The following is a 25,515-nucleotide window of genomic DNA, read 5'->3' as shown; positions in this document are numbered from 1 at the left end:
CCGAAGTTTTTGTGTGTCAACGCTTGCCCTTTTCGGAGCATCGAGCGTCCATGTGCTTGTCACATCCGTGACCCTCACACGACATCGGAGGAGGTCGACATGGCCTGGGCAGAACAATGCGGCGACAACACCTGGCGCGTCCGCTACCGCCGCGCTGACGACACCATCGGCTCGATCCCCGGATTCCCCACCGAGCAAGCCGCGCAGGACCACATCACCGACATGAAATCCGAGCAGCGCAAAGGAACCTGGCTCGACCCGATCGCCGGCCAGACCACCCTCAGCGAGTTCCTCCCCGACTTCTGGGCAGCGATCGACGTCGACCTGCGCACCGAGGAGAACTACCGCAGCATCGTGCGCAGACACATCGAACCCCGCTGGGGCGACACCGCCTTCGCCGACTTCAAGAACCTCAAGATCCAAGCATGGGCGAAAGAGCTCCGCACACGTCTGTCCGCCGTCACGGTGCAAGGCATCACCAAGCTGCTGTCACTGATCCTGTCCGACGCGGTCGACGAAAAACTCATCGCCGCAAACCCCATCCGGCCACCTCGCCGGGGCCGCCGACGCCACGCCCACCGCCCGAAGAAGAAAGTCTGGGCCGAACCCGGTGAACTGCTCGGAGTCGCCGACCAGATCGCCGCCTGCTACGGACCCAGCGGCGCCATCCTGGAAGTCACCGCTGGATGGACCGGAGCCCGTTGGGGCGAACTCACTGGCCTGCAACGGCACAACGTGCACCTGTTCGACGACGACACCGGGTTCATCGTCATCGACCCTGACACAGGCACCCTGCACGAATCCGCCTCCGGCAAGCTGTGGCTCGGCCCGCCCAAGACCGAAGCCTCCGCCCGCACCATCAGCCTCGTCCCGTTCAACGTCCGACTGCTGCGCGTGCACCTCGCCACACACGACCACCCGCACGTCTTCATCGGCTCCGACGGAGGCCTCCTGCGGCGCAGCAACTTCGCCCGCCGCGCCCAGCGCCCCGCCGCCGACGGCAACCTCCACGTCGACAACCCCAGGATCCGGCTGCACCCGGTCAAACCCGGCCTGACCTTCCACGGCACCCGCCACAGCCACAAGACCTGGATGATCGACGACGGCATCCCCGAAATCGCCCAGGCACTCCGCCTCGGCCACGTCATGCCCGACAAGGTCCAGGAGACCTACTCCCACGTCGCCGCCGCCGTCGAAGCACGCCTGCTGCAACGCCTCCAGGAACGCTGGGACAAGGCCGTCATCAACGCACCTGTCGACATCGACAGCAACTGGCGCGCCGCCGCGTGACAAGCCGCGCAGTCCCTTGCCGCCACAGTGGGTATTTCGGTCGTGCCCGTGTCGCCCGCAAGCGGACCACACGCCAAGTCACTCACGCATCCGCCGCCAAGGTCGAACACCGACTCATCACCGGTTTACAGGACCGCTGAGACAAAGTCGTCGCCGACTCGGCCACGCCGGAACCGCACACCCGCTGGCGATGCCTCTGATCAGCGCCGCTGGCGGGCGATTCCTCTCGGTGCCATTGGCTCATGCGGGTGACACTCGGTACTTCAGCCCACTCATGCGACGCGCGGTGCCGGCACGGGTTTCCAAGCGGGGTCTCGTCTGGCACGCCCCGCGCCTCTTCGTCCACAGTGTGGTCCACCACCAGTGACCCCAGGGATCCGCACTGAGCTGGCTGCAGGGACTGGGCGGGCCCCTAGCGTCCCGGCACCAGCTCGACATGATCCGCTACGCCGGAGACTGGCAGATCGAGGTCGGGTTCAGCATCGAAGATCCTGAAAGGCGCTGATTCAGACATCGGTCGGAGCGTGCGTGCGGTAAAGCGAATCCACCTTGCTCGCGGGGGAGCCGATCTTGGCCGCGGTGGCCTCGGCCGTGGGCCGCTCATCCCACGGGAGTTTCGACACGACCAGCTTGGGGATGTTGACGAAGGCCGCATTCCCGGTGCGGTGGGTGACGGCGTCCAGTGGTACGTACAGCTGCCGGTCGAGGATGGCTCCGCGCTGCACCACGAGGTATCCGGGCACACCGTCGGCCGACGCGACGACTTCCTCGACGGTGCCCATCTTCCCCCGGTCCGAGCCGTACACGGTGTCGCCCGGCTCGACACCCAGGGCGCCCGTTGTCTCCGGAGCTATCGCAGCGAGGAACTCGGCGACTTCGAGGACGGCGTTGCCGATGAGCGGGAAGTTCACATGAATCGAAGCCTCATAGGCGGCCAGGCTCTCCGCGCCGATCGCATCGGAGAGGAACGTGACGTCGTAGCCCAGCTCGGTGGCGTGGCGGCCGGTCGACTCGACGCAGAGGTTCGCGGTCATCCCGGCAAGGACGAGGTGCTCGGTCCCGAGTCGTTCGAGGTGGTCGCGCAGATCCGTCCGCATGACATCAGTCCCCTTGTGGGGGGCCAGGATGATGTCGCCGGGCTGGGGCTGGATGTCCGTGTGGAAATCCGCCCCGAACGACCCGGCGAGGAACATCCTGTTCTCGAACATCAGCCGATTGACACCGCTACGTCGCTGCAGCCCTTCATCGGCGTAGTCCTCGGCGGTGTAGGCCATGGGCCCGAACAGCACCGGGACTCCCGCTGCTCGTGCACCATCGGCCAGCCGCGCCAACTGCGCAACGACATCGTTCTTCTTCACCGTCGACTTCGTCATCTCCCACGCCGCGCCGTCCTCGTGCAGGAAATCGTTAACGGGATCGATCACCAGCACCGCCGTGCGTGCTGGGTCGAACGACGTGCTTGGATTGCCTGTGGTCGCCATGGACTTACCTCCGCTGTGGGGCACGCGGCATATGAACCACGATCCCGCTGGTCCTCCGGATTTCCCCGCTTGGACGGCCGTAACCGCCCAGTATCAGCCCGCGGGCGATCTCGCCCCGCCGGCACTCCGCGACCGAGGCAGCCGGGCAGTGCGAGAACGACCGTCACCGCGTTCGCGGCCGTGGCGTTCTGGATCCGGCCGTCAGGGCGCTCGACCGGTCTGTGTGAAGGCCACCGGCGCCAGTTCGGTGAAGGGAGTGCGGCAGCGGACCTACTCTTGTCGGCCTGGACCGTGGTGATCGAGCGCGGCACGGTTGACGCACCTGCGTGAACACCGCCTGCGTGCCCTCCAAGGCGCTGCTGATGACGGCCGAAGCCGTGAGACGAATGCGGTGAGGTCTCCGCGATCGAGCAGGCACGCCATCACTTGCGGGAAGAAAACCATTCCTGGCACGTCGTGCGAGTACCAGTGCCGCCCGTGCGAGCCAACGATGCCGGAAGCCTGGCCTTTGACCTGGCCCCGCCGGGTCGCTCGCGACCACTGCTCGCGGCAAGGAGTCGGCTGGGTTGAACGAACAGCCTTGGCCCTTCCGGCGTTCTCGCACAGGAAGCGCGACGCGACCGACCCCGTCGGTCGCCGAGTGGTCGGCCTCAGTGACGGGCGTTCGCAGTTGGTCGACGTGGTCGGGAAGACGTTCGCCCTGACCACCTTCCACCTTGTCCGACGAGCTTTCCGGGCGAAGATCGACCACTGGGCGCGACGACGCAAGCACCACCCGTTCAGCCTATTGACCTTGTCGCATCGTTACGCATCGTTTCCGCCGTCTTGTGATGGTAGCTGTCGGTGATAAAGCAAAAATTTATGTTTACTTTTCGGTATGCCTCTTGAGCTGCATGAACAAGAAACTTCCACTTTCGTGTGAACCGGCTCGGTTGGGGTATCGAATACCTGGCAGAGGGGAGGTGATTGCATGAGAACAGCTTGTTCAAGCGTTTCCTGCTCCGTGTCCGTGATGCTGCGTCGTTCGCTGCTGCTGGTGGGTTTCCTGCTCGGTTGCGCATTGGTGGCGCTGGCGTCGGCGGGTTCGGCGCATGCCGACGAAGACGACCGTTCGTCGCCTTCGTCGGAGATTCGTGGCGGGTCGGATTCGGGCAAGGGATTGCTCGGTGGGCTTCTGGAGCCTGTGGTGTCGCCGGTCGCCGGGGTGACCGATCCGGTGTTGTCGGGTGTGTCGCAGGTGGTGGCTCCCGTGGTGGAGCCGGTGGTCGAGGCGGTGGAGCCGGTGACAGTTCCCTTGCTCACGCCGGTGACCGAGCCCCTGTCCCCGGTGCTGGAGGTGTTGGCGCCGGTGACCGGGCCGTTGCTGGGCTCGGCCGAGCCGGTGGTGACGCCGGTGGCGCAGGGTCTGGGTCTCGACCCGGAGGCGCTGGGCGTCGACCCGTCGCGGACCGCTCCTGTCCAGACCGCTCCGGTCGTCGACCGGCCCGATGCCGTCGTGATCGTCCCACCGGAAACTTCGTCACCGGTGGAACCGTCCACGACGGGTGTTCCCGTCGCGGTGGAGGTCATCGGTCCGCTGTGGGCCACGTTGATCGAGAGTCCTGCGACGTTCGGGACGTCCGACGCCACGGCGGATTCGCGGTGGCACGGCCAGCCCGGTCGCGGCCCGGTGGGACCGGGGCAGGACCCGGCGGTTCTGGCCGGCGCGACGGGCACGGCATCCTCGGGTGGTAACGCCGGCGGTTCGCCAAGCCAGGCCGAACTGCCCGGCCACCACGGTCTCGGGATGCGTGACAGCGGTCGCGTGGTCCCGGCGCAGCGGTGGCTGATGCGGCCGTGGTGTTACGTGTTCGGGCGACATCACCCGAGCTGAGTTCTTCCCTTCGTGAGCTGACCACTGCACGAAACAAAAGCTTCAAGGGAAGAAGGAATTCGATGCGCAAGTACGTCCAACGCGGCTTGTTGGCCGCGATGATCTCCGGCGGGTTCGTCCTGCTGGGACAGTCGGTCGCGAGCGCCGACACGGCGGAGCAGGGTCCGCTGGGCCTGGGTGGTCTGGTCGGATCGGTCACCAACACTGTCACCACCACGGTGGGCGGCAACGGCGGCACCTCGGGTAACGGTGGCAACGCGACCAGCTCCAACAAGGCCCGGTCGGGCGACTCCGGCAACTCGGGCAACTCCGGCTCCACGGGCGGTAACTCCGCCTACGGGCTGTGTGTGCTGGCCGAGTGCACCACGCACGTGAGCTCGGGTGACTCGGGTGACACCGGGTCGACGGGCAGGACCGGTGACGCCTCCAACACCAGCCGGACCTCCGGGGGCAACTCCGGTACGGCCGGTGACGGCGGCGACGCCACGGCGCGGACGGTCAGCACCGGGGGCCACCACCGCTCCGGCGACACCTCCACGGCCGCGCGGGCCGGTTCCGGCGGCACCTCGGGTAACGGTGGCGACGCGACCAGCTCCAACAAGGCCCGGTCGGGCGACTCCGGCAACTCGGGCAACTCCGGCTCCACGGGCGGTAACTCCGCCTACGGGCTGTGTGTGCTGGCCGAGTGCACCACGCACGTGAGCTCGGGTGACTCGGGTGACACCGGGTCGACGGGCAGGACCGGTGACGCGACCAACACCAGCCGGACCTCCGGGGGCAACTCCGGTACGGCCGGTGACGGTGGCGACGCGATGGCGTGGGCCGAGGGTCAGCAGGGTTCCCGCCACCACCGGGGCAACTCCAGCGACACCGACGCCAAGGCCGTTGGCGGTAACGGCGGCGACTCGGGCAACGGCGGCGACGCCTCCAGCTCGAACAAGGCCACGACTGGCAACTCCGGCGACTCCGGCGACAGCGGCTCGACCGGCGGCAACACCGCGTTCGTGATCGACCTGGGCGGCAAGCAGTGGAACCACCACGGTCGAGGCGACCGCACCACCGACGAGTCCACCACCACGGTGACTTCAGGTGACTCGGGTGACACCGGGTCGACGGGCAGGACCGGTGACGCGACCAACACCAGCCGGACCTCCGGGGGCAACTCCGGTACGGCCGGTGACGGTGGCGACGCGATGGCGTGGGCCGAGGGTCAGCAGGGTTCCCGCCACCACCGGGGCAACTCCAGCGACACCGACGCCAAGGCCGTTGGCGGTAACGGCGGCGACTCGGGCAACGGCGGCGACGCCTCCAGCTCGAACAAGGCCACGACTGGCAACTCCGGCGACTCGGGCGACAGCGGCTCGACCGGCGGCAACACCGCCGTCACCTACACCGACGGCGACCACGGCAAGTGGAACCACTGGAACCGCGGCTGGGGCCACGGCAAGAACTGCGGCTGGAACCACCGCTGGAACCACGGCGACAACTCGTGGAACCACGGCTGGTCCCGGCACCAGGAGTCGACGACCATCGTCGGCTCGGGCGACTCCGGTGACACCGGCTCCACCGGCACCACCGGTGACGCCGACAACACCAGCTGGACCTCCGGGGGCAACTCCGGTCCGGCCGGCGACGGCGGCCACGCCGACGCGCTGACCGGCCACCTGGTGTAAACGCACCAACAGGCGACGGGCGGGATGGGCGGCAGCCGATCCCGCCCGTTCTGCGTCGACGCAAAACGCGATCTGTATTCACGCCTTGGCTTCGGCAAACCGGTATCGATTCGATTCCCCGTACGGGGATTGGTCCATTACTACGCCGGGTATTCGCGGCCGAATAGAGCAGTTCCGAACCTGTCAGTGGAGGACGACATGTCCCGGACCGAACACACCACGCGCACCCCGGTGCAGATGGTCGCCCTGCTTTTCGGCGTGGTGTTCACCCTCGTCGGCATCGCCGGGTTCATTCCCGGCCTGACCACCAACTACGACACGCTCATGTTCGCGGGCCACCACTCCGAGGCCAAGCTGCTGGGCCTCTTCCAGGTCTCCATACTGCACAACATCGTCCACCTGGGCTTCGGCATCGCCGGGCTTGTGCTGGCACGCACGGTGCGCGGGGCGTACCTGTACCTCGTCGGTGGCGGCGTCATCTACGTCGTGCTCTGGATCTACGGCCTGCTCATCGGCATGGACAGCGCGGCCAACTTCGTGCCGCTCAACACCGCCGACAACTGGCTGCACCTGTTCCTGGCCATCGCCATGCTCGGTCTCGGCCTGGCCCTGGGCCGCCGCGCCCAGCCCGGCCACACCCGAGTCTGACCCACCGCACCGGACGGGCCACGCCGATGCGCGGTGGCCCGTCCTGGCCCGCGCCGTATCCAACGAACTCAACCTGCGCCACTCGCTGGCCGCCGCCCGCACCGCGCTGGCCGCCGCCACGGGACTGACACGCAGCCTGCAGGACAGCCTCTGTCTCCGCTCCTGACTCCGATACCCGGCCTGGAAACCGCGGCCTTCTACCAGCCCGCGCACGGCGACACCGTCGTAGGCGACTTCTACGACCTGTTCCAGACCACTGGGCAGCGGTGGTGCAGCGTCATGGGCGACGTGTGCAGGCACGGCACCGAGGCCGCCGAAGTCGCCGCCCTGGCCCGCTATATCCTGCGTGCCGAGGCGACCCGACACCGGTCTCCGGCCACCGTCCTGGACCGCCTGAACGATGCACGGTGCAGATCCCGGACAGGCGCTGCGGATGCCCGGCGGGTGCTCCGGGAGTGGACCGCAGTGATCGGCGGCCCCCTGCAGGCGATGCTGCAGCGTTACATCCAGGCGGTGTTCCCCCAGCTGGCCCGCAACGCCGCTTGCAACCGCAGCCACCACACCCGGCAGCGCTGCGCCTTTTGATTGCTGGCCACGGCCGACCGCATGCACGCCGCCCGGTTCCCGCTGCCCGAGGAGTTTCTGGCGCAGATGCTGGCCGTGCGCCGCGCCTCGGTCAACGAGGTCGCCACCTCCCTGCCCGCAACGGCTGCATCACCTACCGCCGCGGCGTCATCACCATCACCGATCGCGACCGGCTCGAAGCCACCGCCTGCGACTGTTGCCACGTCATCCGCGACACCTACGCCACCGCCAACACACTCTGACACCCGACACACCCCTGGACATGCCGCACTCGGACTGACTGGGCGGCCGAGCGTGGCCGCGATCACAGTTTCAGGTCCTCCTCGCCCGGATGCAAAGGTTCGGATCGTCGGTACGGCAAGCGTCCGATATGTCCGATCCGTGACGGATGGCAATTACATGACCGATGTTCCGGACCCGACCGGTGGTGGCCGCGCGCTCGAGGCAGCGGTCGAGGACGTGCGGCCATCCAGCGGGTGAACCGGTGGACGAGTCCGGAACCGGGCCGGTGAATCATTTCGACGCACTGGCCGCCCGCGCCGAGGACCTGGGCCGACGTATCACCGAACACCGCGCCCGGCTGCGGTCGCCGTCCACCGATCCCGTTCTCGACCCGCTTTCGATGCGGGGCGGGGGTCACACCCGTCCACCAAACGGCGGGGCGTAGGCCGGAGGAGTGCTCGCGCCCCCCGCCGGCGCCAGCCGCGTCCAGTTCGTCTTCCCCGCCGCGACGACCGCAGACCGGCCGGACAGCATCAGCGAGCCGCCCAAGGGTTTCGTCGCTGCCGCCCGTCAGGGACTTCACGGCGGGCGTCCGCCGTGACGACCCGAAACGTGCCGGACGCCCGACCGGTCCGCCACCTCACCGGCCCGAAACCGGAGCCGGATCCGCAGTCTGGTCCGGAGTCGCGTCCGGGATCGGATCCGGGTCTAGGGTCGATCTCGAGGCGGAGTCCAACGCCTCCAGTACCAGGTGGGTTGCCACGCCGAGCATGACATGCCCCACCAGGCCTCGCACGTGCGTCTGGCGGGGATAGCGCCCCGGTCCGCCGGCGACTCGGGCCAGCGGCGCGGCGATCTCATCGTTGACCACGAACAACACCGCCCCCCACACGGAGCCCTTGCCCCACGCCAGCCGCGGGTGACGACGACGCAGATGCGCATACGCCATCCCCGGGCCGATGCCCAGCAGATAATGCACGGCGATGCCAGCCGCGTTGGGCTGCTCCTGGGCGGCACTGCTGCCCACCATCCGCGCCACACGGCGCGCGGCGGCGTGCGCGACATCCAGACCGAAGACCCGGGCCCGCCTCTCCCGCTCCAGCAACTCCGGGGCCTGCCTGCGGTACATCGCCCATGTGACCACATCCATGGCCCACACCCCGACCGCGCCCGCCGTCGCGCCCCTGACCGTTGCCTCGCGCCACGGCATCGTGCCTCAACTCCCCGAAAAAACGGTGTGCACCGACCCGCTCGGAGTACCTCGGGCACCCGCACGCAAACCCGGCCCCACCCGCGTTCGCAGCATGCGGGCCGGTCGCCGCCCCGTCTCCTGCTTCGACACCGCCCATCCATCGCCCATCACGCTGTCCGACGCGGGGCTGGTCGTATCCATCTCGCAAGGCCGGGCCGGTCGTGCGCGTGCGCACCGGATCGTGCGCCGTCTGTGCGCGCCGCTCACCACCGCTCGCACTCCAGGACGGTCGCATCGCGGGTCAGGTGCGCCCACACCGTCTCGCCCGGCGGGTGCGGCGTGCTGCCCCACGCCGAGGTCAGCCTCGCGACCAGCAGCAGACCGCGGCCGTGCGTGCCGGCCGGCTGCGGCCCGCCCGGCGCGGGCCGTGCCGATGAGCTGTCCTCGACCTCGACCCGCACCCGATGGTCGGTCACCAGCACGCCGGTGTGGTCGTAGGCGTTGGCGACCAACTCGTTGACCACCAACAGCACATTGCCAACAGATCCTCGCCCAGCGGCGGCAGCACCCCTGGCGGCCCAGCGGCGCACCACACTCAGCGGCGGGCCTTTTCGGTCGGCTGCCCCGCCATGGGGGTGGGTCCGTGCCGCCGGACTCGGTGGTAGCGTGCCATGCTGTCCCTGGCTGATGGCCCACACTGCGGCGTCGGGTAGCTGAGGGCAGTCCACCGTGTCATGCGGGGTAGCACCGGGAGCGTGTCGCGATGCGCAGATGAGCACCGCCGTGCTGGACGAGATGCCCCCCGGCGCTGATAACGAGGTTGAGCTGGATCTGGCTGATAGGCCGGAGGTGCGGGTGGTCCGCCGCTGGGCAGCCGACGCCGTGCCGCATATCGGCGCTGAGCAGTTGCAGGATCTACTGCTCGTGGTCACCGAGATGGTCAGCAACGCCTACGATCACGGGCAGCAGCCGGTTTCGCTGAGGGTGCTCGTACTGGGCGTGCGGGTGCGGCTGGAGGTCACGGACACCTCGCTCGATCCGCCGGTGGTCGGACGGTCCCGCATCGCCGATACCCGCGGCCGCGGCATGGCGCTCGTCGCGGCGCTGACCGCCGACTGGGGACACACCACCAGCGCTGCAGGCAAGGTCGTCTGGGCGGAGCTGGAGCACGGCATCGTCTGACGGCGACCGGCCGTCAGGCTGTTACCCTGGTGAGAAGCCTTCGACAGACCCGAATTCACTAGGGCATGGCCGCGGCGACAGCGCCAGCCAGATCCGCACGAACCGGGAGCAGCTCGTCGATCTGGGCGATCCGCAGTGGTTTGAGCACCGTGGTCTGCTCTGCGGCCACGGCGAAACCGATGCCGTGATCGCGCGCCGCTTGCCGGGCCTGGATCAGCAGCGAAATCCCGGCCGAGCCGAAGAACGTCACCTCTGACAACTCCACGACCACCGCCCGTGCCGCCCGCCCGGTTTCTGCCTCCACCACAACCCATAGATCACCGGTGGTCGACGTGTCGATCTCACCACCGACCCGCACCACCCCCACCCCGTCACTCCGGCCGGTTTCCACCGCGACCGTGCAGTACGGGCCGGCCTGCATGCGCATCAAATCCCCTCGCGTCACCACCGATTCTGCTGTGTAGGACGGTAGCTCTTGCCATCCCACGGTGCCGATTGCGCGGCGGGGGCGGCGGTGCGTGGCAGCGGAATGTGCAGCCAGAGACCGGGTTGATCAGCTCTGTGCGGTGGATCGCGGTGAATGCGGTATTCCAGGTATAGCCCGGCCATGGTGGCCAGAACTGCGAACACGACGGGCCACAGCACACGGTCGTGCGCGGCCAGCGTCAGGTGTGTGACCGCCACGGTGAGGAACACCGTCGCCAGTGGCCGCAGCACTCCCAGCCGGGCCTTGATTTCGGTACTCATACCGGCCGTATCGGACCACGGCGCGTGCCCGTTAACCGCTGGGGCCTGATCGCACGAGGACGCCGCGACGCCATCCGCTTTGCCACCCTGTTGTGGACCGGTGGCTCGTTCACTCCGGCGACTGTGACCGTGCTGACCTAGCTACGTGAAGCGGAACTGCTCGCATGAACACCTATGGCATCCGGCCGGTACCACGCGATCCGGAGAGCACCACGCCTGGGGACGAACGCGCGGCGACGCCGCGGCCGCCTCCATCACACCGGCCAAACGGATCGACGCGGACCGGCGGAGAGCATGTCACTGCCGGTCCGCCGATGAACGCGGCATCGGGCGGTAACGCGATGGTCGTGGACGCGATACGAACGTCATGAGGGCCGGCACGCTTCGGCGCGCAGAAGATGTGCCGGCCCTCACCACCGCCCTGCCACAGCCTCGGCGAGGCCAGTTCGCGCAAGGGGCTGTGCGGGCCGACCCGTGCGCGCGATACGCGCAGTCCCGGTTTCGCTAGGTTCGGGCATCCGTGCCTTCTGCCGCGCGGGACGCCAACTGTGGCCGGCGCCGTGCGCGGCAGCTCCGTCGCGTGGCCCGTGCGCGACATCGTTGATCGAGGGAGAGACCGCTCAGGGCACTGGGTGTTCCTGCAGGTCGAGGCCAACGCTGATGCGACTGCGGGCGAAGACGTCCCAGTCGACACGAATCTCGAACACGTGATACTCGGTGAACTGGTCGGGGTCGGCGCTGACGGTGAAGTCCTCTCGCTGTGCCAAGGCGGTCAGTGCGGCACGGGTGGTGTCCACGTCGGCGCCGAGGTCGCGAGCCAGCCGTTGCAGGCTGGTGCGCAGCATGTCGACGGGATGGGGATCATTCGGCTTGAACAGGCGGATGATGTCCTGCACGACCGGTTCGTACAGCAGCCGCCATCGCACCGCGTCCTCCTCGTGGGCGACGCCGGCCGGCAGGTGACGAATCCATGGCCGGGCGGCAGCTCGCCGTCGCCAAGCACACTCACCCGGCCGGAATGGCGCTCGGCGACACCGGCCACTCCTGGTCGTCTGCCCGGCCGTCGTCGCGGGTCTGTGCCCAGCCGAGGCCGATGAGCAGGCCGGCGGTGCTGCGGTGCAGCCAGCGGTCGGTTCTGCGGCCCGACACCGCCTCGAAGCTGCGCACGCTCACCGTCGGCTACGCACCACCGATGATGTTGAACAGGCCGTGGGCCTCGGCAAGCAAGGGACCTGCCGCCACATCGCTCTACTTCGCCCCGGTCTCCTCACCGTGCCGCGGTCGACGGGCCGGCCGAACGCATCCATTGACATGCGCCGCAGATCCGACTCGCTCAGATGGGCTCCTCCCTGGCGGACCTGGCGCCCGCTCGCAAGGGCTTCCGCGCATCTGCGGTTCAGTCCCGCACGGATCGTTGAGGCGTCTCTTCCTTGCCTCGCCTCGCGTTTCCCGCGAACCTGGAGCACTGTGAAGTCATGACCAGCTCTGCAATCGGCCCAGCGCAGCGTGCCACCGCGCGCCGGATCGCCGATTGGATGCGCCTGAGCGCCGACCTCCACGAGGCCATCGGCGTCGCCCGCGCACAGGGAGCTGGAGGTTTGGGTGTCGGACTCGAGGCGTACTCCGCCGGGCACAGCGCTGGGGAGTGCATAACGAAGGCCGCGCGGGTGAGGAAGAGCTCCGACGCGGCGGCTGACCACCGTGCCGACCCGGACTGGCCCGACTAGCTGTAGGACAGCGCAAGGCTGTCGAAGGAAGTCCGTCGCTCGAGCACATCGCCTGGCACCCCCAATTGGTCTGTGGGGTGCCGAACGGACCGATGGCTTTACCTCGGAGCCGAAGCCTCGCCGGTCCGGGAGCACTTCTTGGTGAAGACGGTCGCCGCGGCGACGAGTTGCCAGGTGGTGATCGCGTAGACGGAGCCGCGTTCCCATGTGCCGTCCTCGAACAGCAGGGGGTTCCCAACAGCAGTGTTGACGCCGAGTGCGAACAGCGAGGTGATGCCGATGCCGCTCAACGTGAAACCGACGAGCCGGGTGAAGCGGGCTACGGCGTGCCGGCGAAGCAGAAGAGCTACGGCCAGGGTGGCGAGGTTGCCGCCGAGGATCGCCATCACCGCACCGACCGGGTGGAGAGCGGCAGTACCGCCGTCCGCCGCTTGCTGACCGCTGTGGAAGGTGGCGACCAGGACGTTGCCGCCCGCGTGCACGACCGCCAGTGCCAGGAAAGCCGAACGTCCCCGGCCGGCGGGCAGGGCCCGGGCCGCGAACATCGCGCCGAGCAGGAAGAACAGGCCTTGGTGCAGGAAGCCGAGGTTCATGACCTCCGCCAGCGGCGAGTCGACCGACCGCTCGTCCAGGGCGTCCTCCCGCACGGCGCCGAGGTCGCTGATGTAGTTGCGCGCATAGCTGTAGTTCGGAAAAGCGGACGCCGCGACGGCCTCCGAGAGCAGGTACCAGGTACTGCCCAACGCCCACAGCGCCGCTGCGGTGATCAACGGCTCCCGTCTCAGATCGCCCGGTCGCGCCATTCTCGCTCCTCAACCACACCGGCCACCGGTTCTAACCGTGCATCGACGACACCCTGGTCGCCGCCCTGACCCGTCTCGGGCGCCGATGGAGGACGCCCGAGACGGGTCAGTGTGAGAGCGCGCTGAGGAAGAAGAAGCGCTCCCGTGCGTGGGTGGCTTGGAGGTCAACGGCGACCGAGGCCCAAACCCAGATCGATGCCCAGGTCCAGGTTCAGACCGAGCAGGCCGCCGTTCCGCGTCTGGAAGGGGCCACAGGCGGCCGGCGAGGTGGCCTCCAGGGGCAGGGACGGGTCCAAGTCGCTGGGCGCGCTGCCGTCGTAAGCGCCGCTGCGGTTGGGGTCGATGCCGTGCACGACCAGTACTGCCTTGCCGTTGCGGATGTTGCTCGCGACGTCGGCGGTCACCGTGATACTGCGCCGGTAGTTGTAGGAGGTGCCGTCGGGCGTCGGGAAGCGGTCGACGGCCAGGCCGCTGCCGGGGCTGGTGTCGCCGTTCGTGGTCAGCGAGGTGCCGATGTGGCCGTAGAAGGGATGGCCCTCGGTGGTGTTGACGATGCCGTCACCGCTGGTGTCGGCGCGCTGCGACGGGCAACGGCCCTGTGCGCCGATGTGGATGTGCTGTGCGTGCGGAGCGTCGGCGAGCACGCCACGCACCCGGAAGGCGATGTCCACCTGATTTCCGCGCAGCACGAGAGCACCCTGCCCGAAAGCTCCGCTGTGGTTGAGCTGCCGAAGCTGCACGGTGGCCACCGCGGTGCCACCGTCACGCCCGGATCCGGTGCCGTGATCGCCCTCGTGGGCCGAAGCCACCGCGGGCGAGGCAAGAGCCATTCCTAGCGCGAGCGCCGGAACCGCCGCACGTGCCGCCTTCGTCTTGAACGCCGTCATCATTCGTTCCTTCCTGTTGCGGGTCGAAACGATCTGCCTTACAGGAAGAGTTCGGTGCCGAGCCCGATGCGGATTGCCCCTACCACGAAGTAACCCACCAGCCCAGGCGCCACAGCCGGATGGCTCGAGCAGTCCGCACGATCCAGTGACCCCCTCTGGTGGACCGGACGTGCCGCCGCGGACCCGATCCCACGAACAGCAACCTCGGTGCCGCAGCGAACTGCGGTGCCGAGGTCATCGTGATCCGGTGGAGGAGCCGGACCCCAATCAGATTGGCCAACAAGTAGCCGCCGCACGGGACGGAGTCCTCGGGCCGCAAGAGGTAGCGCAACCGCATTGTCGCCCATGCCCTTTCGCCCATCGGCTGGGCGAGCAGACCGTGAGGAAGAGGTCTTTGGCTCGATATGGACGAGCCGGAGTACCTTCTCATAGGAGCGGCCGGAGCTCGCCGCGAGTTCGCAGGCTTGAGCCTGAACGGCATTCATGCGTCTTCCCTTAAATCGTGGGTTCCTCCCCCTAGCCAGGCGTTCATCGCGGTGCATCGGCCGATCTGCTGGGCGCTGGAGCCGGATACCGGTCGTTCGACCCGCGCAAGTCACCGAGTAGGCGGGTTCGGACTTCAGGCCCCGCACGTTCCGCGGCGACGACTTGCCGGCGGCGCACGAATCGCGGACGTCGTCGTCTACGGCGACCATCGTCATGGTGGCCGGAACCGCATAGCGGCCGTGATCGACTGGGAGGTGGTGCGGTGGTGGAAGGCTTGTACCTCGTGTGCGCGGTGGGCGGTGCCGCGGGCGCGGTGCTCGCCTTGGTGAGCCGCAGCATGCATCGGTTGCCGTTCAGCGAGCCGCTGGCGGCTCTCCTTCTCGGTGTCGTCCTCGGTCCGCAGTTGCTGGGTCTGCTGGAGCTGGAGCCCGAGTTGCGCGACGTGCTGCTCTTGGAGGGGGCTCGGCTGCTCCTGGCTGGTTCGGTGATGGCCGCCGCGCTGCGCTTTCCGGCGGACGCGTTGTCCGAGTTGGTGCGTCCCCTGGTGTTGCTGTTGGTCGTGGTGATGCCGTTGGCGGCGCTCGCCGCCGGTGCTGCGGCGCTGCTGCTGGGGTTGCCGCTCGCGCTCGCCGTGCTGGTAGGCGCGTGCTTGTGCCCGACCGATCCCGTGCTGGCCGCTTCAGTGGTGACCGGTGAACCGGCGGAGCGGGACCTGCCTGGGCGCCTCCGCGCCCTGCTGACCGGCGAGAGCGGCGCCAACGACGGGTTGGCGCTGCCCCTGGTCGGTGTGGCGCTGGCGGCCGTGCTGCCCGCAACCGGCCTCGGCGACGCGGTCGGCAGGGTGGCGTGGGAGGTGGTCGGAGGTGTGGCGATTGGTCTGCTCATGGGCGTGGCCGCCGGGTGGGGGCTGCGGGCGGCCATCCGGCAGCGGGACCTGGACAAGGGACCGAAGTTGGTGTACACCCTGCTGCTCGCCGTCGCGGTTCTCGGCGTCGCGCGGCTGGCCCGTACCGACGGCGTGCTGGCGGTGTTCGTGGCAGGCCTCGCCTACAACCGCATGGTCGCCGAGAGCGACCGCAGTCCGCAGGACGCCGTGGACGAGGCGGTCAACCGTTACGCGGTGCTGCCGCTGTTCCTGGTGCTCGGCGCGGTACTGCCCTGGCGGGACTGGGCCGGTTTCGGGCCTGCGGCGATCGCCTTCGTTCTCGCGGTCCTGCTGGTGCGCCGCCTGCCGTTCATCCTCGCGCTGGCCCGCCCGCTGCGTCTCGTACGCCGCGACGCGCTGTTTGTCGGCTGGTTCGGCCCGATCGGCGTCAGCGCCCTGTTCTACCTGGCCCACAGCGTTCACGAAGGGGCGACCGATCCACGTCTGTTCGCTGCGGTCACGCTCGTCGTAGCGGCGAACACGGTCGTGTTCGGCCTGACCGCCAGCCCTGGCCGCGAGCTCTACTCGAAGGTCCGGGCCCGGTGATCGACCAGGTCAACCGGGTGGGGTGCGCCCGACGTCCGGTTCGTCCGGTCCGCCTGCGGGCAGGTTGTCAGGTGGTTCGATGCGCAGGGCCTTGGCGACCGGGACGTCTGAAGAGGAGTGCAGGACGATGGACAGGGCGATGGTGACGGCGACGAGGTCGAACACGTGTGAGGCTTCGGGCAGGCCTGACTGCACGACGAGCAGGCCGTAGACGACCGAGGCGAAGCCCTTGGGTCCGAACCACGCCGCAGCCGCGCGTTCTCGTTTGCTCAGCCTGCTGCGCAGCAGCGACACGGCGATCGACAGCGGTCGTACGAGCAGGATGGCCACCACCGGGACCAGCCAGTCACCGAGGCTCAGGTGGGACAGCCTGTCGGGGGTGATCAGCGCGCCGAAGACGAGCAGCGCGGCGAACTTGGTGGTTTCCGACAGCAGGTCGCCGAAGTGCTCGAACCGCTCGGCGGCGGTCGGGGTGAGCGTCGCGATGGTGGAACCGGCGGCGAACGCGGCCAGGTAGGGGTTGGCGTGGGTCAGATCCGCTGCCGCGTAGACGACGATGCCCACCGACAGCGGCCCGAGCGCCTGCAGGCGCGGTTCGGCACCCAGGAGCGGCAACCGCAGCGCCAGCGCCACAAGGCCGGGTATCGCGACGCCGAGGACCAGGCCGAGGGCGAGTTCCAGGGCGATCTCGCCGGGGTGCGCGGTCTCATGTGAGGCCGCAGCCAGGAAGAGGAGCACGAACGGCAGGGCCAGACCGTCGTTGAGACCGGACTCGACGTTGAGCAGGCGCCGCAACCGCAGCGGCACGTCCTCGCGGCCCACGATCGCGGAGGCGAACACCGGGTCGGTGGGGGACAGGATCGCCCCCAGCAGGAAAGCGGTGGCCCAGTCCAGGCCGGCCAGGTAGTGGGCGGGCACCGCGATGCCGATCATGGCCAGCGGCATGCCGATGCCCAGCGCCTTGCCCGAACTGCGCCACTCCTGGCGCAACGCGGGCAACCCGGCGCGCTGCCCGTCGGTGAACAGCACCGTGAACAGGGCCAGGTCGGCCAGCGCCGAGACGAACCCGCTGTCGGAGGGGATCTCGACCACGCCGAACCCGCCCTGGCCCAGCAGCGCACCGGCGGCGAGCACCATCAGTGCCGTCGACAGCACCGTGCGGGCCGCCAGCCCCGACAACGCGACGCTGACCAGCATCACTAGACCGAAGGCAAGCACCAGCGTCACGGAAGGGCTCCAGTTCTCCCGGCGGCCTGCCGGGGAGTGCTGAACGGGACACGGGTTCGCGATACCCGCCAAACGGGCGGCCAACCGGTTTGGTGACCTTGCGATTGCCTTGGGGTATCGCGTCCGCGCGGAGGCGCTCAGGGGAGTTCTGCCGTGGGCCCGGCCGCGAGCACACCGGTCACCGATGTTGCGCAAGAACAACCCAAACGGGGTGTCCTGACCACTGCGCCGTGCCCAGCGGCACGCGACCTCGAAGGCACGTAGGCGTCGATTCTCGTGCGGTGTTGACAGCGCCGCGCAGTGCCTGGCTGCTGCGCGTCCACCTCGGCCTCGGCGACATCGTCATCGGCTAGGACGTCGGGGAGATCGGTCTGCCGACCGAGCGTCGGCAGTGACGTTCCGGCACACAGCGGACGCTGAGCCGGTACCCCCGTGTGCAGGCCGGTCCGTCGGGACACCGATTTAGGTGAAAGGTGGTCGCAAGGTTTCGGCGCCGGTTTGCGGGAACCCGGCAGAAGACACGAGCGGAACAAAACATGGGCAAGCAAGGATCATGTCTCGATGTATCCACAGGGGCGTCGTGGCGGGCGGGTTCTCGCATGGGCCGTCGCGTTGACCAGATGCGTGACGACGATGGCAACCGATCACCGAAGGTGACGCAAGGGCCACGACCGTGGAGCACGCCACGACGGAGCAGCCGAGCACCAGAGCTGCCGAGACCCGGTACTTCGCGAACGGAGACCACCTCGTCGAGCAGGAGTTCGATGAAGGGCGGCCGGTGACGACGACCGGTACGGTCCGGCAGTTCTCCTGCGGCGCCTATACCGACGAGGAGTACCTCACCGCTGAGACCGGTCATCGCATCGGCCGCGCTGGCCCGCCGACCGCTGAACAGGAGGGACCAGAGGTGGACCGGACGACCGAGCACGACGACGAGCGCCGCTTGGCCGGAATCGAGCAGGAGTTGGCCGCGGCCGACCCGGCGCTAGCCGCCGCGTTGAGCACCGTGTCGCCGCTGCGGCGACTGGTGTGGCCGTGGATGGCGTTGGCTGTTTTCGGCACCGTCCTGCTGCTGGTCGGCTTCTTGGTTACCAATGCGGCCGTCGTGCTGCTGGGTACCGGGTGCGCGCTGGTCGGTTCGTTGGTGGTGGCCAAGTCGCCCGGCGTCGAGGAGACCCGCAACAGGATTTGAGCGTTGCGGGCCCCCAACGTCGAGGCGGGAGGGATTCATCATGCGTCCTGATCGAACCGGACGTGCCGGCACGGCGACGCTCGTGATGGGCGCGTCAGCGCAGTTGCTGTTCAGCTCCGTCGCCTGCGCCGACGAGCCAGCCCAGGACGACAGCGCCGCGCGGCAGACCACGAGCGCCGCGGGGACCGAACAACACGAGTACTTCGGCTCCGACCAGTTCGTTGGCGACGAAGTGATCGTCAGCGCCGTCGTCACCGAGGTGCTCGGAAAGAAGTCGTTCGTGCTCGACGGCGGCGAGTACGGCGACGAGTCGCTGCTCGTGCTCTCCGCCGAAAACGCGGACGCCCTTCGAAAGGGCGATGTCATCCAGGTGAGCGGCATCGTGGAGCGGTTCCGGCTGGCCGACTACCGCGACCGGTACGGGCTGCTCGACGACGGCGCTTACCGCAGCTACGCCGACGAGGAGTTCCTGGTCGCGCAAGATATCTGGCAGGACGTGCCCGCGTCGTGGGGGACCACCACACCGCCGAGCTGACGACCGAGAAGGAGGATCATGGAGGTGTCGAACGATGGCGCGATTGTCGTCGGCGTGGACGGAACGGAGCCGTCGGAGCGGGCTGCCCAGTGGGCGGCGCGACAGGCGGCGGTCCTCGATAAACCGCTGCTGCTGGTGTACGCCATGCAGTGGCTCGTCCACACCCAGGCACATCTGCACGCCCCAGTAGGCATCGGTGTCATGGAACCGGGCGTCACCGAGGAGCCGATGCGGCGATGGGCGCGGGACATGCTCGAAGGGCTCGCCGAGCACTGCCGCCACACGGCCGACGTGGACGTGCACACCGAGATCTTCTCGGGTGATCCGGCGGACGCGGTGATCCTGGCTGCGGACCGGGTGGTGTTCGTGGTGGTCGGCCACTCCGACCACGGCGGTGTGGCCGAGTTCCTGCTCGGGTCCACCGCGCAGCGACTCGCGCGGTCGTGCCCGTGGCCGGTCGTCGTGGTCCGAGACGAGGTCGCGGTCGACGGCCGGCACGACGACGGACCGGTGGTGGTCGGTGTTGACGGGTCTCCGGTCAGCGGGCGGGCTCTCCGGTTCGCGTTCGAGTTCGCCGCCCGCCACGCTGCCGAGGTCGTGGTTTTGCAAGCTGCCGACGGAGAGACCACCACCATGGTGGAGCCGGTGGAGACCCACGACGAGGCGGTGCTGCGGGAGGGGGGCACTGTGGGCACGGAGCTGGCCGCGTGCGCACAGCGACACCCCGGCGTTCGGCACCAATTGGTGTCCGTCGGCGGCCCTGCGGTGGACGCCCTGCTCTCCGCATCTACCGAGGCGTCCCTGCTGGTCGTCGGCAGCCACGACAAGGGCGCGGTCCGCCGGGCGTTCATGGGCTCGGTCAGCCACGAGGTGGTCGACAGCGCGTCGTGCCCGGTGGCAGTGCTGTCCCCGCAGACGGTGGAATCCGGCCCGCGCTGAGACCTCGCTCTACCGTGGAGTCTCGCCTCACCTGCCGACGCGGCGTTCGCCGGAGTACGTCCGCTGGCCGAGGAAGGGCAGAGCTGGGACGCGGTGATCGTCGTGCGCTATCCGGACCGGGCCGCGTTCAGTCGCATGGTGGCCGATCCCGACTACCAGGAGGTGACGCGGTTGCGCACGGAGGCGTTGACCGAGGCGGTGCTCCAGGCCATCACGCCCTGGTCCTGATCCGACCGGACTTCAGCAGCTTCACTTCCGCCGATGACGGTCACTGCCTCGAACCCTCCGGTCGCGGAACGAGTTCCACACAACGGTGCGGACATGTCGTCGGGACAGTCCAGGTGCGACAGATCATGACTGCGGCACGTCGGGCACGTTCTCGAGGGCATCGAGGTTTCCCGCCGAGCTGACGGGAATGACGCTGAAGCTGCCATCGGTCTCCAGGACGACAGCCACCACCTGGTCGAGCCCGCCCTGTCCTTGCGCCCGCACGGCTTGGAGCACCTCGGCGTGGCTGACGCGTTGGTCGCGCAGCACCTCGGCGCGTAGACGGCCCCGCCACACCAGCAGGGTCGGAGTTGCCTTCACCGCCCGGCGGACCAGTGGCACGCGCACCGAGGTCCAGGCAACGGCGAACTGCGCGCAGATCAGCAGCGCCAAAGCCAGGACACCTTCCGCCAGCGCTACGCTGGAAGTGAGCAGGACGGTGGCCAGGGTGGAGCCCAGAGCCACCGTCACCACCAAGTCGAAAGCGTTCATCTTGGCCAAGGTTCGCTTGCCCGCGAGTCGCAGCAGAAGCACCAGCGCCGCGTAGGCGCACGCGCCCACGACCACCACGCGCAGCAGCCCGGTCCATGAATCGAAGAACATGTTCAGGTCTACCCCGCCGCGCTCGGGCGAAGCGCAGCGAAGCGAACGATGCGGGGCGTGCCGCCACCTTCGCCAGGAGATCGCAAGATTCGGTCCGTGCTCCTGCAGGAACCCTGTGGATCGAATCGACGAAGGCACTGCGGCAAGGAACGGTGACCCACTTCTGTGAAGTCCGCAGATGGGCCGCGACCTGAACGGGTGATGCCCGGCAACATGAGTGGCTCGTCGGCGCGGATTTGCCGAGCGCACCAATATCGGACAGCAGGCAAGGCGCGCGCCAGCACCTGCGGACGGGCCAACACGGCGCCGGCAACAACAGTCCGGCGCTTCGTCCCGACCGGGTAGAGCCAGTGGCCTGGGGCTGTGTCCGACTGGCGGTTTCTACCGCGGGACGTTGCCCGCTTTCGCTTGGCTCGACGCGATGACGGAGGGTGCACGCCGACCTACCAGAGACTTCTGCCCACGATGCCGCCTGCCTGCTGGACGGAACGCACGGACGGAGGTTGACCCGTATCGAACTCGATCGGGTGGTCCGACCTTGCGAGGAGCTGACGGGCCGTGAGCTGACCGGGCGAACGGGTACGCCCGAAGGGGAACCCGATAGCGAAGATGGGAGCGACCCCAATGTTTCGCAAATCTACTCGAAAGGGATTGTCGGCCGCCGTGTTGTCCCTGGCAGTCGCGGTGTCGAGCGCGTGCGACGGCGCCACAGCAGGCGATCCGGTCGGCACACCCACCACTTCCGGCGAGGTGGAGGCCGACGCCCTGCGTGATGGCGAGAACGCGAATCGGTGCCTGACCACTGAGCTGCGTGTGCACCTTGGTCCTGGCAACAACGACATGCAAGGCATCCACGTACCGCTGCGTTTCACCAACACCACCGGCCAGCCGTGCACTTTGCACGGTGCACCCGGTGTCTCTTACGTAACCGGTCAGGGCGGCGAGCAGATCGGGTTGCCGGCGCAGCGCCACGTCGACGGGCCGGTGGTGACCCTGGAGCCTGGCGCGACGGCATCCGCGGCCCTGTTCCTGTCCAGTGCGCCACAGAAGACACCGGATTGTGAAGAGGTGCAGGCTGGCGGCTTGCGCGTCTACCCGCCGAACGGCACAGAACCCGAGTTCGTCGGCCACACCGCCACAGCGTGCGCACCGCCACTCGATGGTCCGTTCCTCGAGGTCGGTCCGGTCCGGCCGGGAGCCGACAACACGCGGATCTGAGGTCGGCTTCATGTGAGCCGGGGCGACCGGCGATTCCAGTTCACCGGTGCCAAGGCCTGCGAGGCAGCGGCCGGTCGGCATCAGTCGGCGAACGAGCTTCATCATGATCCATGTTGCTCTTGCTCGTGACCTGAGCTTTTGTCTTCGTCGCTGCCGCAACCGGCGGCCACCGGTTGCGGCAGGGGCCACCTGAGCCTTGGCTCGCAGCACGGAATCCGAACTCGGTGAGCTCGATTCGGCACCCAGGTCACAATCGAGTGAACCCTCGTCCTCCAGGGGTGTCACAGCCGACCGTCGCGGTACTCGTTCAGCGTGGTCTGGCCATGTTCACGAACGTCGCGAGCGTGGCTTGCCCGGGAATGGCGTTGCTGCTGAACGACGTACCTGCCAGTTCACCGAGGTCTGTGTGACGGAGTGGTGGACGCCTTATCCGGTGCAATGGCCTTCGACTTCGGTGTGTCGATCCCCGGGCTGGGCGCTACCGCGGGTACCGCCAGATCCAGCAGGGCGAACGGCCGTGAGACGGTCGAGTTTCTCAACTGAAGGGCGAACGAGGATGCCGGACGAGTTGCCCCCAGGCCGAAGCCTGGTCAAGGCGAAGGTCATCGCGGCGTTGGTGGTGCTCGCCTTCCTGGTGGGACTGCTCTTCGTGGCGATCAACCGAGGCCCGAACGACGCGTACATCGCATTGGTCGCCTTGACGATCGCCGGGCTTGTGCTCGCGCTGCTCGTCGCCTGGTACCGCCGCAAGCGTCAGCGGAGGAGCCGTGACCGACCGTCCGATGTGGACGGCTCAGGCGGCGAGTGGCAGGGACGGGTTATCTGATCGTTGTGCCGTTCCGAAGTGCTCTGGCGTGGTGGCGGGTAGTCGTACACAAGGTCGTGATCGCTCCAACGGGCGGAGGTGCACGATGAACAACGAGCAGGCCCGTCGGACGGCAGTGGCTGTGATAGCGGTGATCGCGGCTGTTGCGCTCGTCGTCGCACTGGTGGCGGGTTGCACGCCCGGCACCGGTGTGGACGACCGTCCGAAGTCGGCACCGCTCGTGCAGTTCCACGAGACGCAGGTGAGCACGGTCGAAGACCTGCTCGGAGCCTTGCGCCCAACTGAACCAGGCCAGCAGGTGACGATGACCGTCGTTCGTACAGGGCAACGGCACGAACTCGAAGCCACCACCGCCGCCCGCACGCGCTGAGACGGAGGCCAATCGCATGAAGCTGTTGATCGGCACGGTTGTCACGCTGATGTTCGTGCTCGCCTCGTGCGGCGAACCTCAGCGCGTGCTGCAGAGCGGAACGATCGGCGCCAACGGCGAAGTGGGTGATGTGCTGCTGCGCGACATCCACGTCACGCCAGCAGGTGGGGACGGTTACGAGCAGGGCGACAACCCGATCGTGCAGTTCGCGGTGTTCAACCGTGCCGGGAAAGCGGATGCGCTCATCGACGTCCGAAGCGATGCGGCCAAGGACATCGTGATGCACTGGGACACCCAGTGCGACGGCAGCACAGAGCCGGTGGAGCGTCTTCCACTGCTGGCCGACGGCGGGGTTGCCCGGCTGAGCGGAGCACTGCTGGCCTACCACCTGGAGATGATCGACCTGACCCGCGAGGTGCGCGCGGGCACTGATGTCGCGGTCACCTTCGAGTTCGAACGAGCCGGCAGCACCACACTCGACGTCCCGGTGGAGGTCGCCTCCGAAGCAGTCGGCTCAAGGCACCCACGACAATGCCCGGCTTCGGACAGTGCACCGCCGGTCAGCCGACCGGCGGCCCCCTCGACGGAGACGCGGCGATGAGCGTTTCCCGAGACACGAGGGGCAGGACGTTCTTCGGTCACCCGCGAGGGTTGGCGAACCTCTTCGGCGTGGAGATGTGGGAGCGGTTCTCGTTCTACGGGATGCAAGGCATTCTCACGATCTACCTGTACTACGCCGCCTCCGAGGGCGGTCTCGGGCTGTCGGAGGCCACCGCGACGAGCATCGTCGGCGCCTACGGCGGGCTGGTCTACCTGTCGACCATCGCCGGTGCCTGGGCCGCCGACCGACTGCTCGGATCGGAACGCGTGCTGTTCTACAGCGCGGTTCTGATCATGTTCGGTCATGTAGCTCTCGCGCTGCTGCCGGGCTTCGCGGGTGTCGGTGTCGGGTTGTGTGCGGTCGCGCTCGGCAGTGGCGGGCTCAAGGCGAACGCCACCTCGCTGGTGGGTTCGCTGTACGACAGGGACGATCCCCGCCGGGATGCCGGCTTCTCGTTGTTCTACCTCGGTGTGAACCTCGGTGCGCTGGCCGGGCCTCTGCTGACGGGCCTGGCGCAGAAGGAGCTCGGATTCCACTACGGGTTCGGGCTGGCGGCGATCGGCATGGCCGCAGGGCTGATCCAGTACACGGTGGGGCGGAAGAACTTCGCACCCGAGGAGAGTGCGGCACCCAACCCGTTGCCCGCGTCGAAACGGCTGTTGGCCGCCGTCGTGGCCGTCGCGGCGATCACCGCCGTCGTCGTGCTGGTGCTCACCGAGGTCATCACCTTGGCCAACCTGGCGAATGTCACGATCATCGTCATCGTGATCGCCGCTGTCGCCTACTTCGCGGTGATCCTCTCCAGCGAGAGGATCACCGCGACGGAACGCAGGAGGGTCTGGAGTTTCGTGCCCATGTTCTTGGCGAGCTTCGTGTTCTTCTCGTTGTTCCAGCAGCAGTTCACCGTTGTGGCGATCTACGTCGACCAACGGCTCGACCGGTCGCTGTTCGGATGGCAGATGCCGGTGGCGTGGGCCAACTCGATCAATCCCGTCTTCATCATCCTGCTGGCGGGCGTGTTCGCCGCACTCTGGACCAAGCTGGGTACGCGGCAGCCGTCCACGCCGATCAAGTTCGCTCTCGGCACCACGCTGATGGGCCTGGCGTTCCTGATGTTCCTGCCGATGGCGGGCGGACGAGGCAACACGACGCCGTTGCTGGCGCTGGTGGGCATCCTGCTGGTGTTCAGCATCGCGGAGCTGTTGTTGTCGCCGGTCGGGTTGTCGCTGTCCACGAAACTGGCGCCCAAAGCCTTCCACACGCAGATGGTGGCGCTGAACTTCTTGTCCATCGCGCTCGGCACAGCCACCGCGGGATCGCTCGCATCGTTCTACAGCGTCGACAACGAGGCCACCTACTTCGCGATCATCGGTGGCACGGCGGTGGCGTTCGGTGTGCTGATCACGGTGGCCAGCCCGTTCATCCGGCGACTGATGTCCGGTGTGCACTGATCTGAAAGGCAAACCCCGC

At 68.1% G+C, this 25,515-nt stretch carries 27 protein-coding genes; 16 read left to right on the top strand and 11 right to left on the bottom strand.

Annotation, left to right across the window (positions count from 1 at the left end; genetic code table 11):
• The first annotated feature begins 99 nt into the window (after positions 1-99).
• On the top strand, positions 100-1,290 hold the full coding sequence (locus BMW88_RS27865; RefSeq protein ID WP_089955934.1) for a tyrosine-type recombinase/integrase: 1,191 nt from the start codon (positions 100-102) through the stop codon (positions 1,288-1,290).
• 506 nt (positions 1,291-1,796) lie between these two features.
• Here the strand turns inward: BMW88_RS27865 and BMW88_RS27860 are convergent.
• The gene (locus tag BMW88_RS27860) at positions 1,797-2,771 is read right to left on the bottom strand and encodes a cysteine hydrolase family protein (RefSeq protein WP_089955932.1); all 975 of its coding nucleotides are present in this window, start codon (positions 2,769-2,771) and stop codon (positions 1,797-1,799) included.
• A gap of 1,012 nt (positions 2,772-3,783) precedes the next feature.
• On the opposite strand from BMW88_RS27860, the gene BMW88_RS27855 reads away from it, so the two are divergent.
• The 4 genes from BMW88_RS27855 to BMW88_RS44070 all read left to right on the top strand — a co-directional run bounded on the left by BMW88_RS27855 (position 3,784) and on the right by BMW88_RS44070 (position 7,550).
• Positions 3,784-4,644, top strand: a complete 861-nt coding sequence (locus BMW88_RS27855; protein WP_143116277.1) for a hypothetical protein — start codon at positions 3,784-3,786, stop codon at positions 4,642-4,644.
• A 62-nt stretch (positions 4,645-4,706) separates the two neighbouring features.
• Positions 4,707-6,317: a serine-rich family protein gene (locus tag BMW88_RS27850; protein ID WP_089955928.1), complete on the top strand. Its 1,611-nt coding sequence runs from the start codon at positions 4,707-4,709 to the stop codon at positions 6,315-6,317.
• Between the two features lie 198 nt (positions 6,318-6,515).
• Positions 6,516-6,965 (top strand): DUF4383 domain-containing protein, encoded by a 450-nt coding sequence (locus BMW88_RS27845; RefSeq protein WP_089956169.1) that lies wholly within the window; start codon positions 6,516-6,518, stop codon positions 6,963-6,965.
• A 33-nt stretch (positions 6,966-6,998) separates the two neighbouring features.
• Complete coding sequence (locus BMW88_RS44070; protein WP_281249451.1) at positions 6,999-7,550, top strand: PP2C family protein-serine/threonine phosphatase; 552 nt, start codon at positions 6,999-7,001, stop codon at positions 7,548-7,550.
• 862 nt (positions 7,551-8,412) lie between these two features.
• Here the strand turns inward: BMW88_RS44070 and BMW88_RS27835 are convergent.
• Positions 8,413-8,922 (bottom strand): DUF1440 domain-containing protein, encoded by a 510-nt coding sequence (locus BMW88_RS27835; RefSeq protein ID WP_143116275.1) that lies wholly within the window; start codon positions 8,920-8,922, stop codon positions 8,413-8,415.
• 305 nt (positions 8,923-9,227) lie between these two features.
• The gene (locus BMW88_RS27830; protein ID WP_143116274.1) at positions 9,228-9,488 is read right to left on the bottom strand and encodes an ATP-binding protein; all 261 of its coding nucleotides are present in this window, start codon (positions 9,486-9,488) and stop codon (positions 9,228-9,230) included.
• 247 nt (positions 9,489-9,735) lie between these two features.
• Between BMW88_RS27830 and BMW88_RS27825 the strand changes: the two genes are divergently transcribed.
• A complete protein-coding gene (locus BMW88_RS27825; protein ID WP_089955921.1) occupies positions 9,736-10,146 on the top strand; it encodes an ATP-binding protein in 411 nt (136 codons plus the stop codon).
• A 58-nt stretch (positions 10,147-10,204) separates the two neighbouring features.
• Here BMW88_RS27825 and BMW88_RS27820 read toward each other — a convergent pair whose 3' ends face one another.
• The 6 genes from BMW88_RS27820 to BMW88_RS27800 form a co-directional block, all read right to left on the bottom strand.
• Positions 10,205-10,573 (bottom strand): STAS domain-containing protein, encoded by a 369-nt coding sequence (locus tag BMW88_RS27820; protein WP_089955919.1) that lies wholly within the window; start codon positions 10,571-10,573, stop codon positions 10,205-10,207.
• 14 nt (positions 10,574-10,587) lie between these two features.
• Positions 10,588-10,893 (bottom strand): hypothetical protein, encoded by a 306-nt coding sequence (locus tag BMW88_RS41160; protein WP_143116273.1) that lies wholly within the window; start codon positions 10,891-10,893, stop codon positions 10,588-10,590.
• Positions 10,894-11,513: 620 nt separating this feature from the next.
• A complete protein-coding gene (locus BMW88_RS27815) occupies positions 11,514-11,852 on the bottom strand; it encodes a DUF6042 family protein (protein WP_281249452.1) in 339 nt (112 codons plus the stop codon).
• Positions 11,853-11,898: 46 nt separating this feature from the next.
• Positions 11,899-12,066, bottom strand: coding sequence for a hypothetical protein (locus BMW88_RS42180; RefSeq protein WP_177221392.1), 168 nt, complete (start codon positions 12,064-12,066; stop codon positions 11,899-11,901).
• A 652-nt stretch (positions 12,067-12,718) separates the two neighbouring features.
• On the bottom strand, positions 12,719-13,423 hold the full coding sequence (locus tag BMW88_RS27805) for a DUF998 domain-containing protein (protein ID WP_089955912.1): 705 nt from the start codon (positions 13,421-13,423) through the stop codon (positions 12,719-12,721).
• Between the two features lie 164 nt (positions 13,424-13,587).
• Positions 13,588-14,310, bottom strand: a complete 723-nt coding sequence (locus BMW88_RS27800) for a hypothetical protein (RefSeq protein ID WP_143116272.1) — start codon at positions 14,308-14,310, stop codon at positions 13,588-13,590.
• Positions 14,311-15,109: 799 nt separating this feature from the next.
• Here BMW88_RS27800 and BMW88_RS27795 point away from each other — a divergent pair.
• Positions 15,110-16,267, top strand: a complete 1,158-nt coding sequence (locus BMW88_RS27795) for a cation:proton antiporter domain-containing protein (protein WP_218148239.1) — start codon at positions 15,110-15,112, stop codon at positions 16,265-16,267.
• A 9-nt stretch (positions 16,268-16,276) separates the two neighbouring features.
• Here the strand turns inward: BMW88_RS27795 and BMW88_RS27790 are convergent, their stop codons facing one another.
• Entirely contained in the window at positions 16,277-17,494 is a 1,218-nt protein-coding gene (locus tag BMW88_RS27790; RefSeq protein ID WP_089955907.1) for a cation:proton antiporter, read from the bottom strand.
• Between the two features lie 673 nt (positions 17,495-18,167).
• On the opposite strand from BMW88_RS27790, the gene BMW88_RS27785 reads away from it, so the two are divergent.
• From BMW88_RS27785 to BMW88_RS27770, 4 genes are all read left to right on the top strand, one after another.
• Positions 18,168-18,686, top strand: coding sequence for a DUF3040 domain-containing protein (locus tag BMW88_RS27785; RefSeq protein ID WP_177221390.1), 519 nt, complete (start codon positions 18,168-18,170; stop codon positions 18,684-18,686).
• 40 nt (positions 18,687-18,726) lie between these two features.
• Positions 18,727-19,221: a hypothetical protein gene (locus BMW88_RS27780; RefSeq protein WP_143116271.1), complete on the top strand. Its 495-nt coding sequence runs from the start codon at positions 18,727-18,729 to the stop codon at positions 19,219-19,221.
• A gap of 18 nt (positions 19,222-19,239) precedes the next feature.
• Positions 19,240-20,160, top strand: a complete 921-nt coding sequence (locus BMW88_RS27775; RefSeq protein ID WP_089955899.1) for a universal stress protein — start codon at positions 19,240-19,242, stop codon at positions 20,158-20,160.
• Between the two features lie 63 nt (positions 20,161-20,223).
• Entirely contained in the window at positions 20,224-20,388 is a 165-nt protein-coding gene (locus BMW88_RS27770; protein ID WP_089955897.1) for a DUF1330 domain-containing protein, read from the top strand.
• Between the two features lie 123 nt (positions 20,389-20,511).
• Here the strand turns inward: BMW88_RS27770 and BMW88_RS27765 are convergent, their stop codons facing one another.
• Positions 20,512-21,168 carry a DUF421 domain-containing protein gene (locus BMW88_RS27765; protein WP_245778098.1) on the bottom strand — a complete coding sequence of 219 codons (657 nt, stop codon included), beginning with the start codon at positions 21,166-21,168 and terminating at the stop codon, positions 20,512-20,514.
• A gap of 525 nt (positions 21,169-21,693) precedes the next feature.
• On the opposite strand from BMW88_RS27765, the gene BMW88_RS27760 reads away from it, so the two are divergent.
• The 5 genes from BMW88_RS27760 to BMW88_RS27740 all read left to right on the top strand — a co-directional run bounded on the left by BMW88_RS27760 (position 21,694) and on the right by BMW88_RS27740 (position 25,496).
• Positions 21,694-22,248, top strand: coding sequence for a DUF4232 domain-containing protein (locus BMW88_RS27760; RefSeq protein ID WP_177221388.1), 555 nt, complete (start codon positions 21,694-21,696; stop codon positions 22,246-22,248).
• Positions 22,249-22,804: 556 nt separating this feature from the next.
• Positions 22,805-23,074 carry a hypothetical protein gene (locus BMW88_RS27755; protein ID WP_089955890.1) on the top strand — a complete coding sequence of 90 codons (270 nt, stop codon included), beginning with the start codon at positions 22,805-22,807 and terminating at the stop codon, positions 23,072-23,074.
• An 85-nt stretch (positions 23,075-23,159) separates the two neighbouring features.
• Positions 23,160-23,444, top strand: coding sequence for a hypothetical protein (locus BMW88_RS27750; protein WP_143116270.1), 285 nt, complete (start codon positions 23,160-23,162; stop codon positions 23,442-23,444).
• A gap of 16 nt (positions 23,445-23,460) precedes the next feature.
• Positions 23,461-24,045, top strand: coding sequence for a copper chaperone PCu(A)C (locus tag BMW88_RS27745; RefSeq protein WP_089955886.1), 585 nt, complete (start codon positions 23,461-23,463; stop codon positions 24,043-24,045).
• The gene (locus tag BMW88_RS27740) at positions 24,042-25,496 is read left to right on the top strand and encodes a peptide MFS transporter (protein WP_089956165.1); all 1,455 of its coding nucleotides are present in this window, start codon (positions 24,042-24,044) and stop codon (positions 25,494-25,496) included. Before BMW88_RS27745 ends, BMW88_RS27740 begins: the two co-directional genes overlap by 4 nt.
• The last annotated feature ends 19 nt before the right edge of the window (positions 25,497-25,515 follow it).

Origin of the sequence: Lentzea xinjiangensis, assembly GCF_900110955.1 — a bacterium.
Lineage (GTDB): Bacteria > Actinomycetota > Actinomycetes > Mycobacteriales > Pseudonocardiaceae > Lentzea > Lentzea xinjiangensis.
This window is presented reverse-complemented; position numbering and strand designations above follow the sequence as displayed.

Coding starts and splice junctions, on each gene's coding strand:
- BMW88_RS27750 (WP_143116270.1), top strand. CDS start 23,160: ATGAACAACGAGCAGGCCCGTCGGACGGCAGTGGCTGTGATAGCGGTG.
- BMW88_RS27800 (WP_143116272.1), bottom strand. CDS start 14,310: ATGACGGCGTTCAAGACGAAGGCGGCACGTGCGGCGGTTCCGGCGCTC.
- BMW88_RS27805 (WP_089955912.1), bottom strand. CDS start 13,423: ATGGCGCGACCGGGCGATCTGAGACGGGAGCCGTTGATCACCGCAGCG.
- BMW88_RS41160 (WP_143116273.1), bottom strand. CDS start 10,893: ATGAGTACCGAAATCAAGGCCCGGCTGGGAGTGCTGCGGCCACTGGCG.
- BMW88_RS27850 (WP_089955928.1), top strand. CDS start 4,707: ATGCGCAAGTACGTCCAACGCGGCTTGTTGGCCGCGATGATCTCCGGC.
- BMW88_RS27835 (WP_143116275.1), bottom strand. CDS start 8,922: ATGGATGTGGTCACATGGGCGATGTACCGCAGGCAGGCCCCGGAGTTG.
- BMW88_RS27865 (WP_089955934.1), top strand. CDS start 100: ATGGCCTGGGCAGAACAATGCGGCGACAACACCTGGCGCGTCCGCTAC.
- BMW88_RS27860 (WP_089955932.1), bottom strand. CDS start 2,771: ATGGCGACCACAGGCAATCCAAGCACGTCGTTCGACCCAGCACGCACG.
- BMW88_RS27745 (WP_089955886.1), top strand. CDS start 23,461: ATGAAGCTGTTGATCGGCACGGTTGTCACGCTGATGTTCGTGCTCGCC.
- BMW88_RS27755 (WP_089955890.1), top strand. CDS start 22,805: ATGCCGGACGAGTTGCCCCCAGGCCGAAGCCTGGTCAAGGCGAAGGTC.
- BMW88_RS27825 (WP_089955921.1), top strand. CDS start 9,736: ATGAGCACCGCCGTGCTGGACGAGATGCCCCCCGGCGCTGATAACGAG.
- BMW88_RS27845 (WP_089956169.1), top strand. CDS start 6,516: ATGTCCCGGACCGAACACACCACGCGCACCCCGGTGCAGATGGTCGCC.
- BMW88_RS27780 (WP_143116271.1), top strand. CDS start 18,727: ATGCGTCCTGATCGAACCGGACGTGCCGGCACGGCGACGCTCGTGATG.
- BMW88_RS27775 (WP_089955899.1), top strand. CDS start 19,240: ATGGAGGTGTCGAACGATGGCGCGATTGTCGTCGGCGTGGACGGAACG.
- BMW88_RS27855 (WP_143116277.1), top strand. CDS start 3,784: ATGCTGCGTCGTTCGCTGCTGCTGGTGGGTTTCCTGCTCGGTTGCGCA.
- BMW88_RS27820 (WP_089955919.1), bottom strand. CDS start 10,573: ATGCGCATGCAGGCCGGCCCGTACTGCACGGTCGCGGTGGAAACCGGC.
- BMW88_RS27740 (WP_089956165.1), top strand. CDS start 24,042: ATGAGCGTTTCCCGAGACACGAGGGGCAGGACGTTCTTCGGTCACCCG.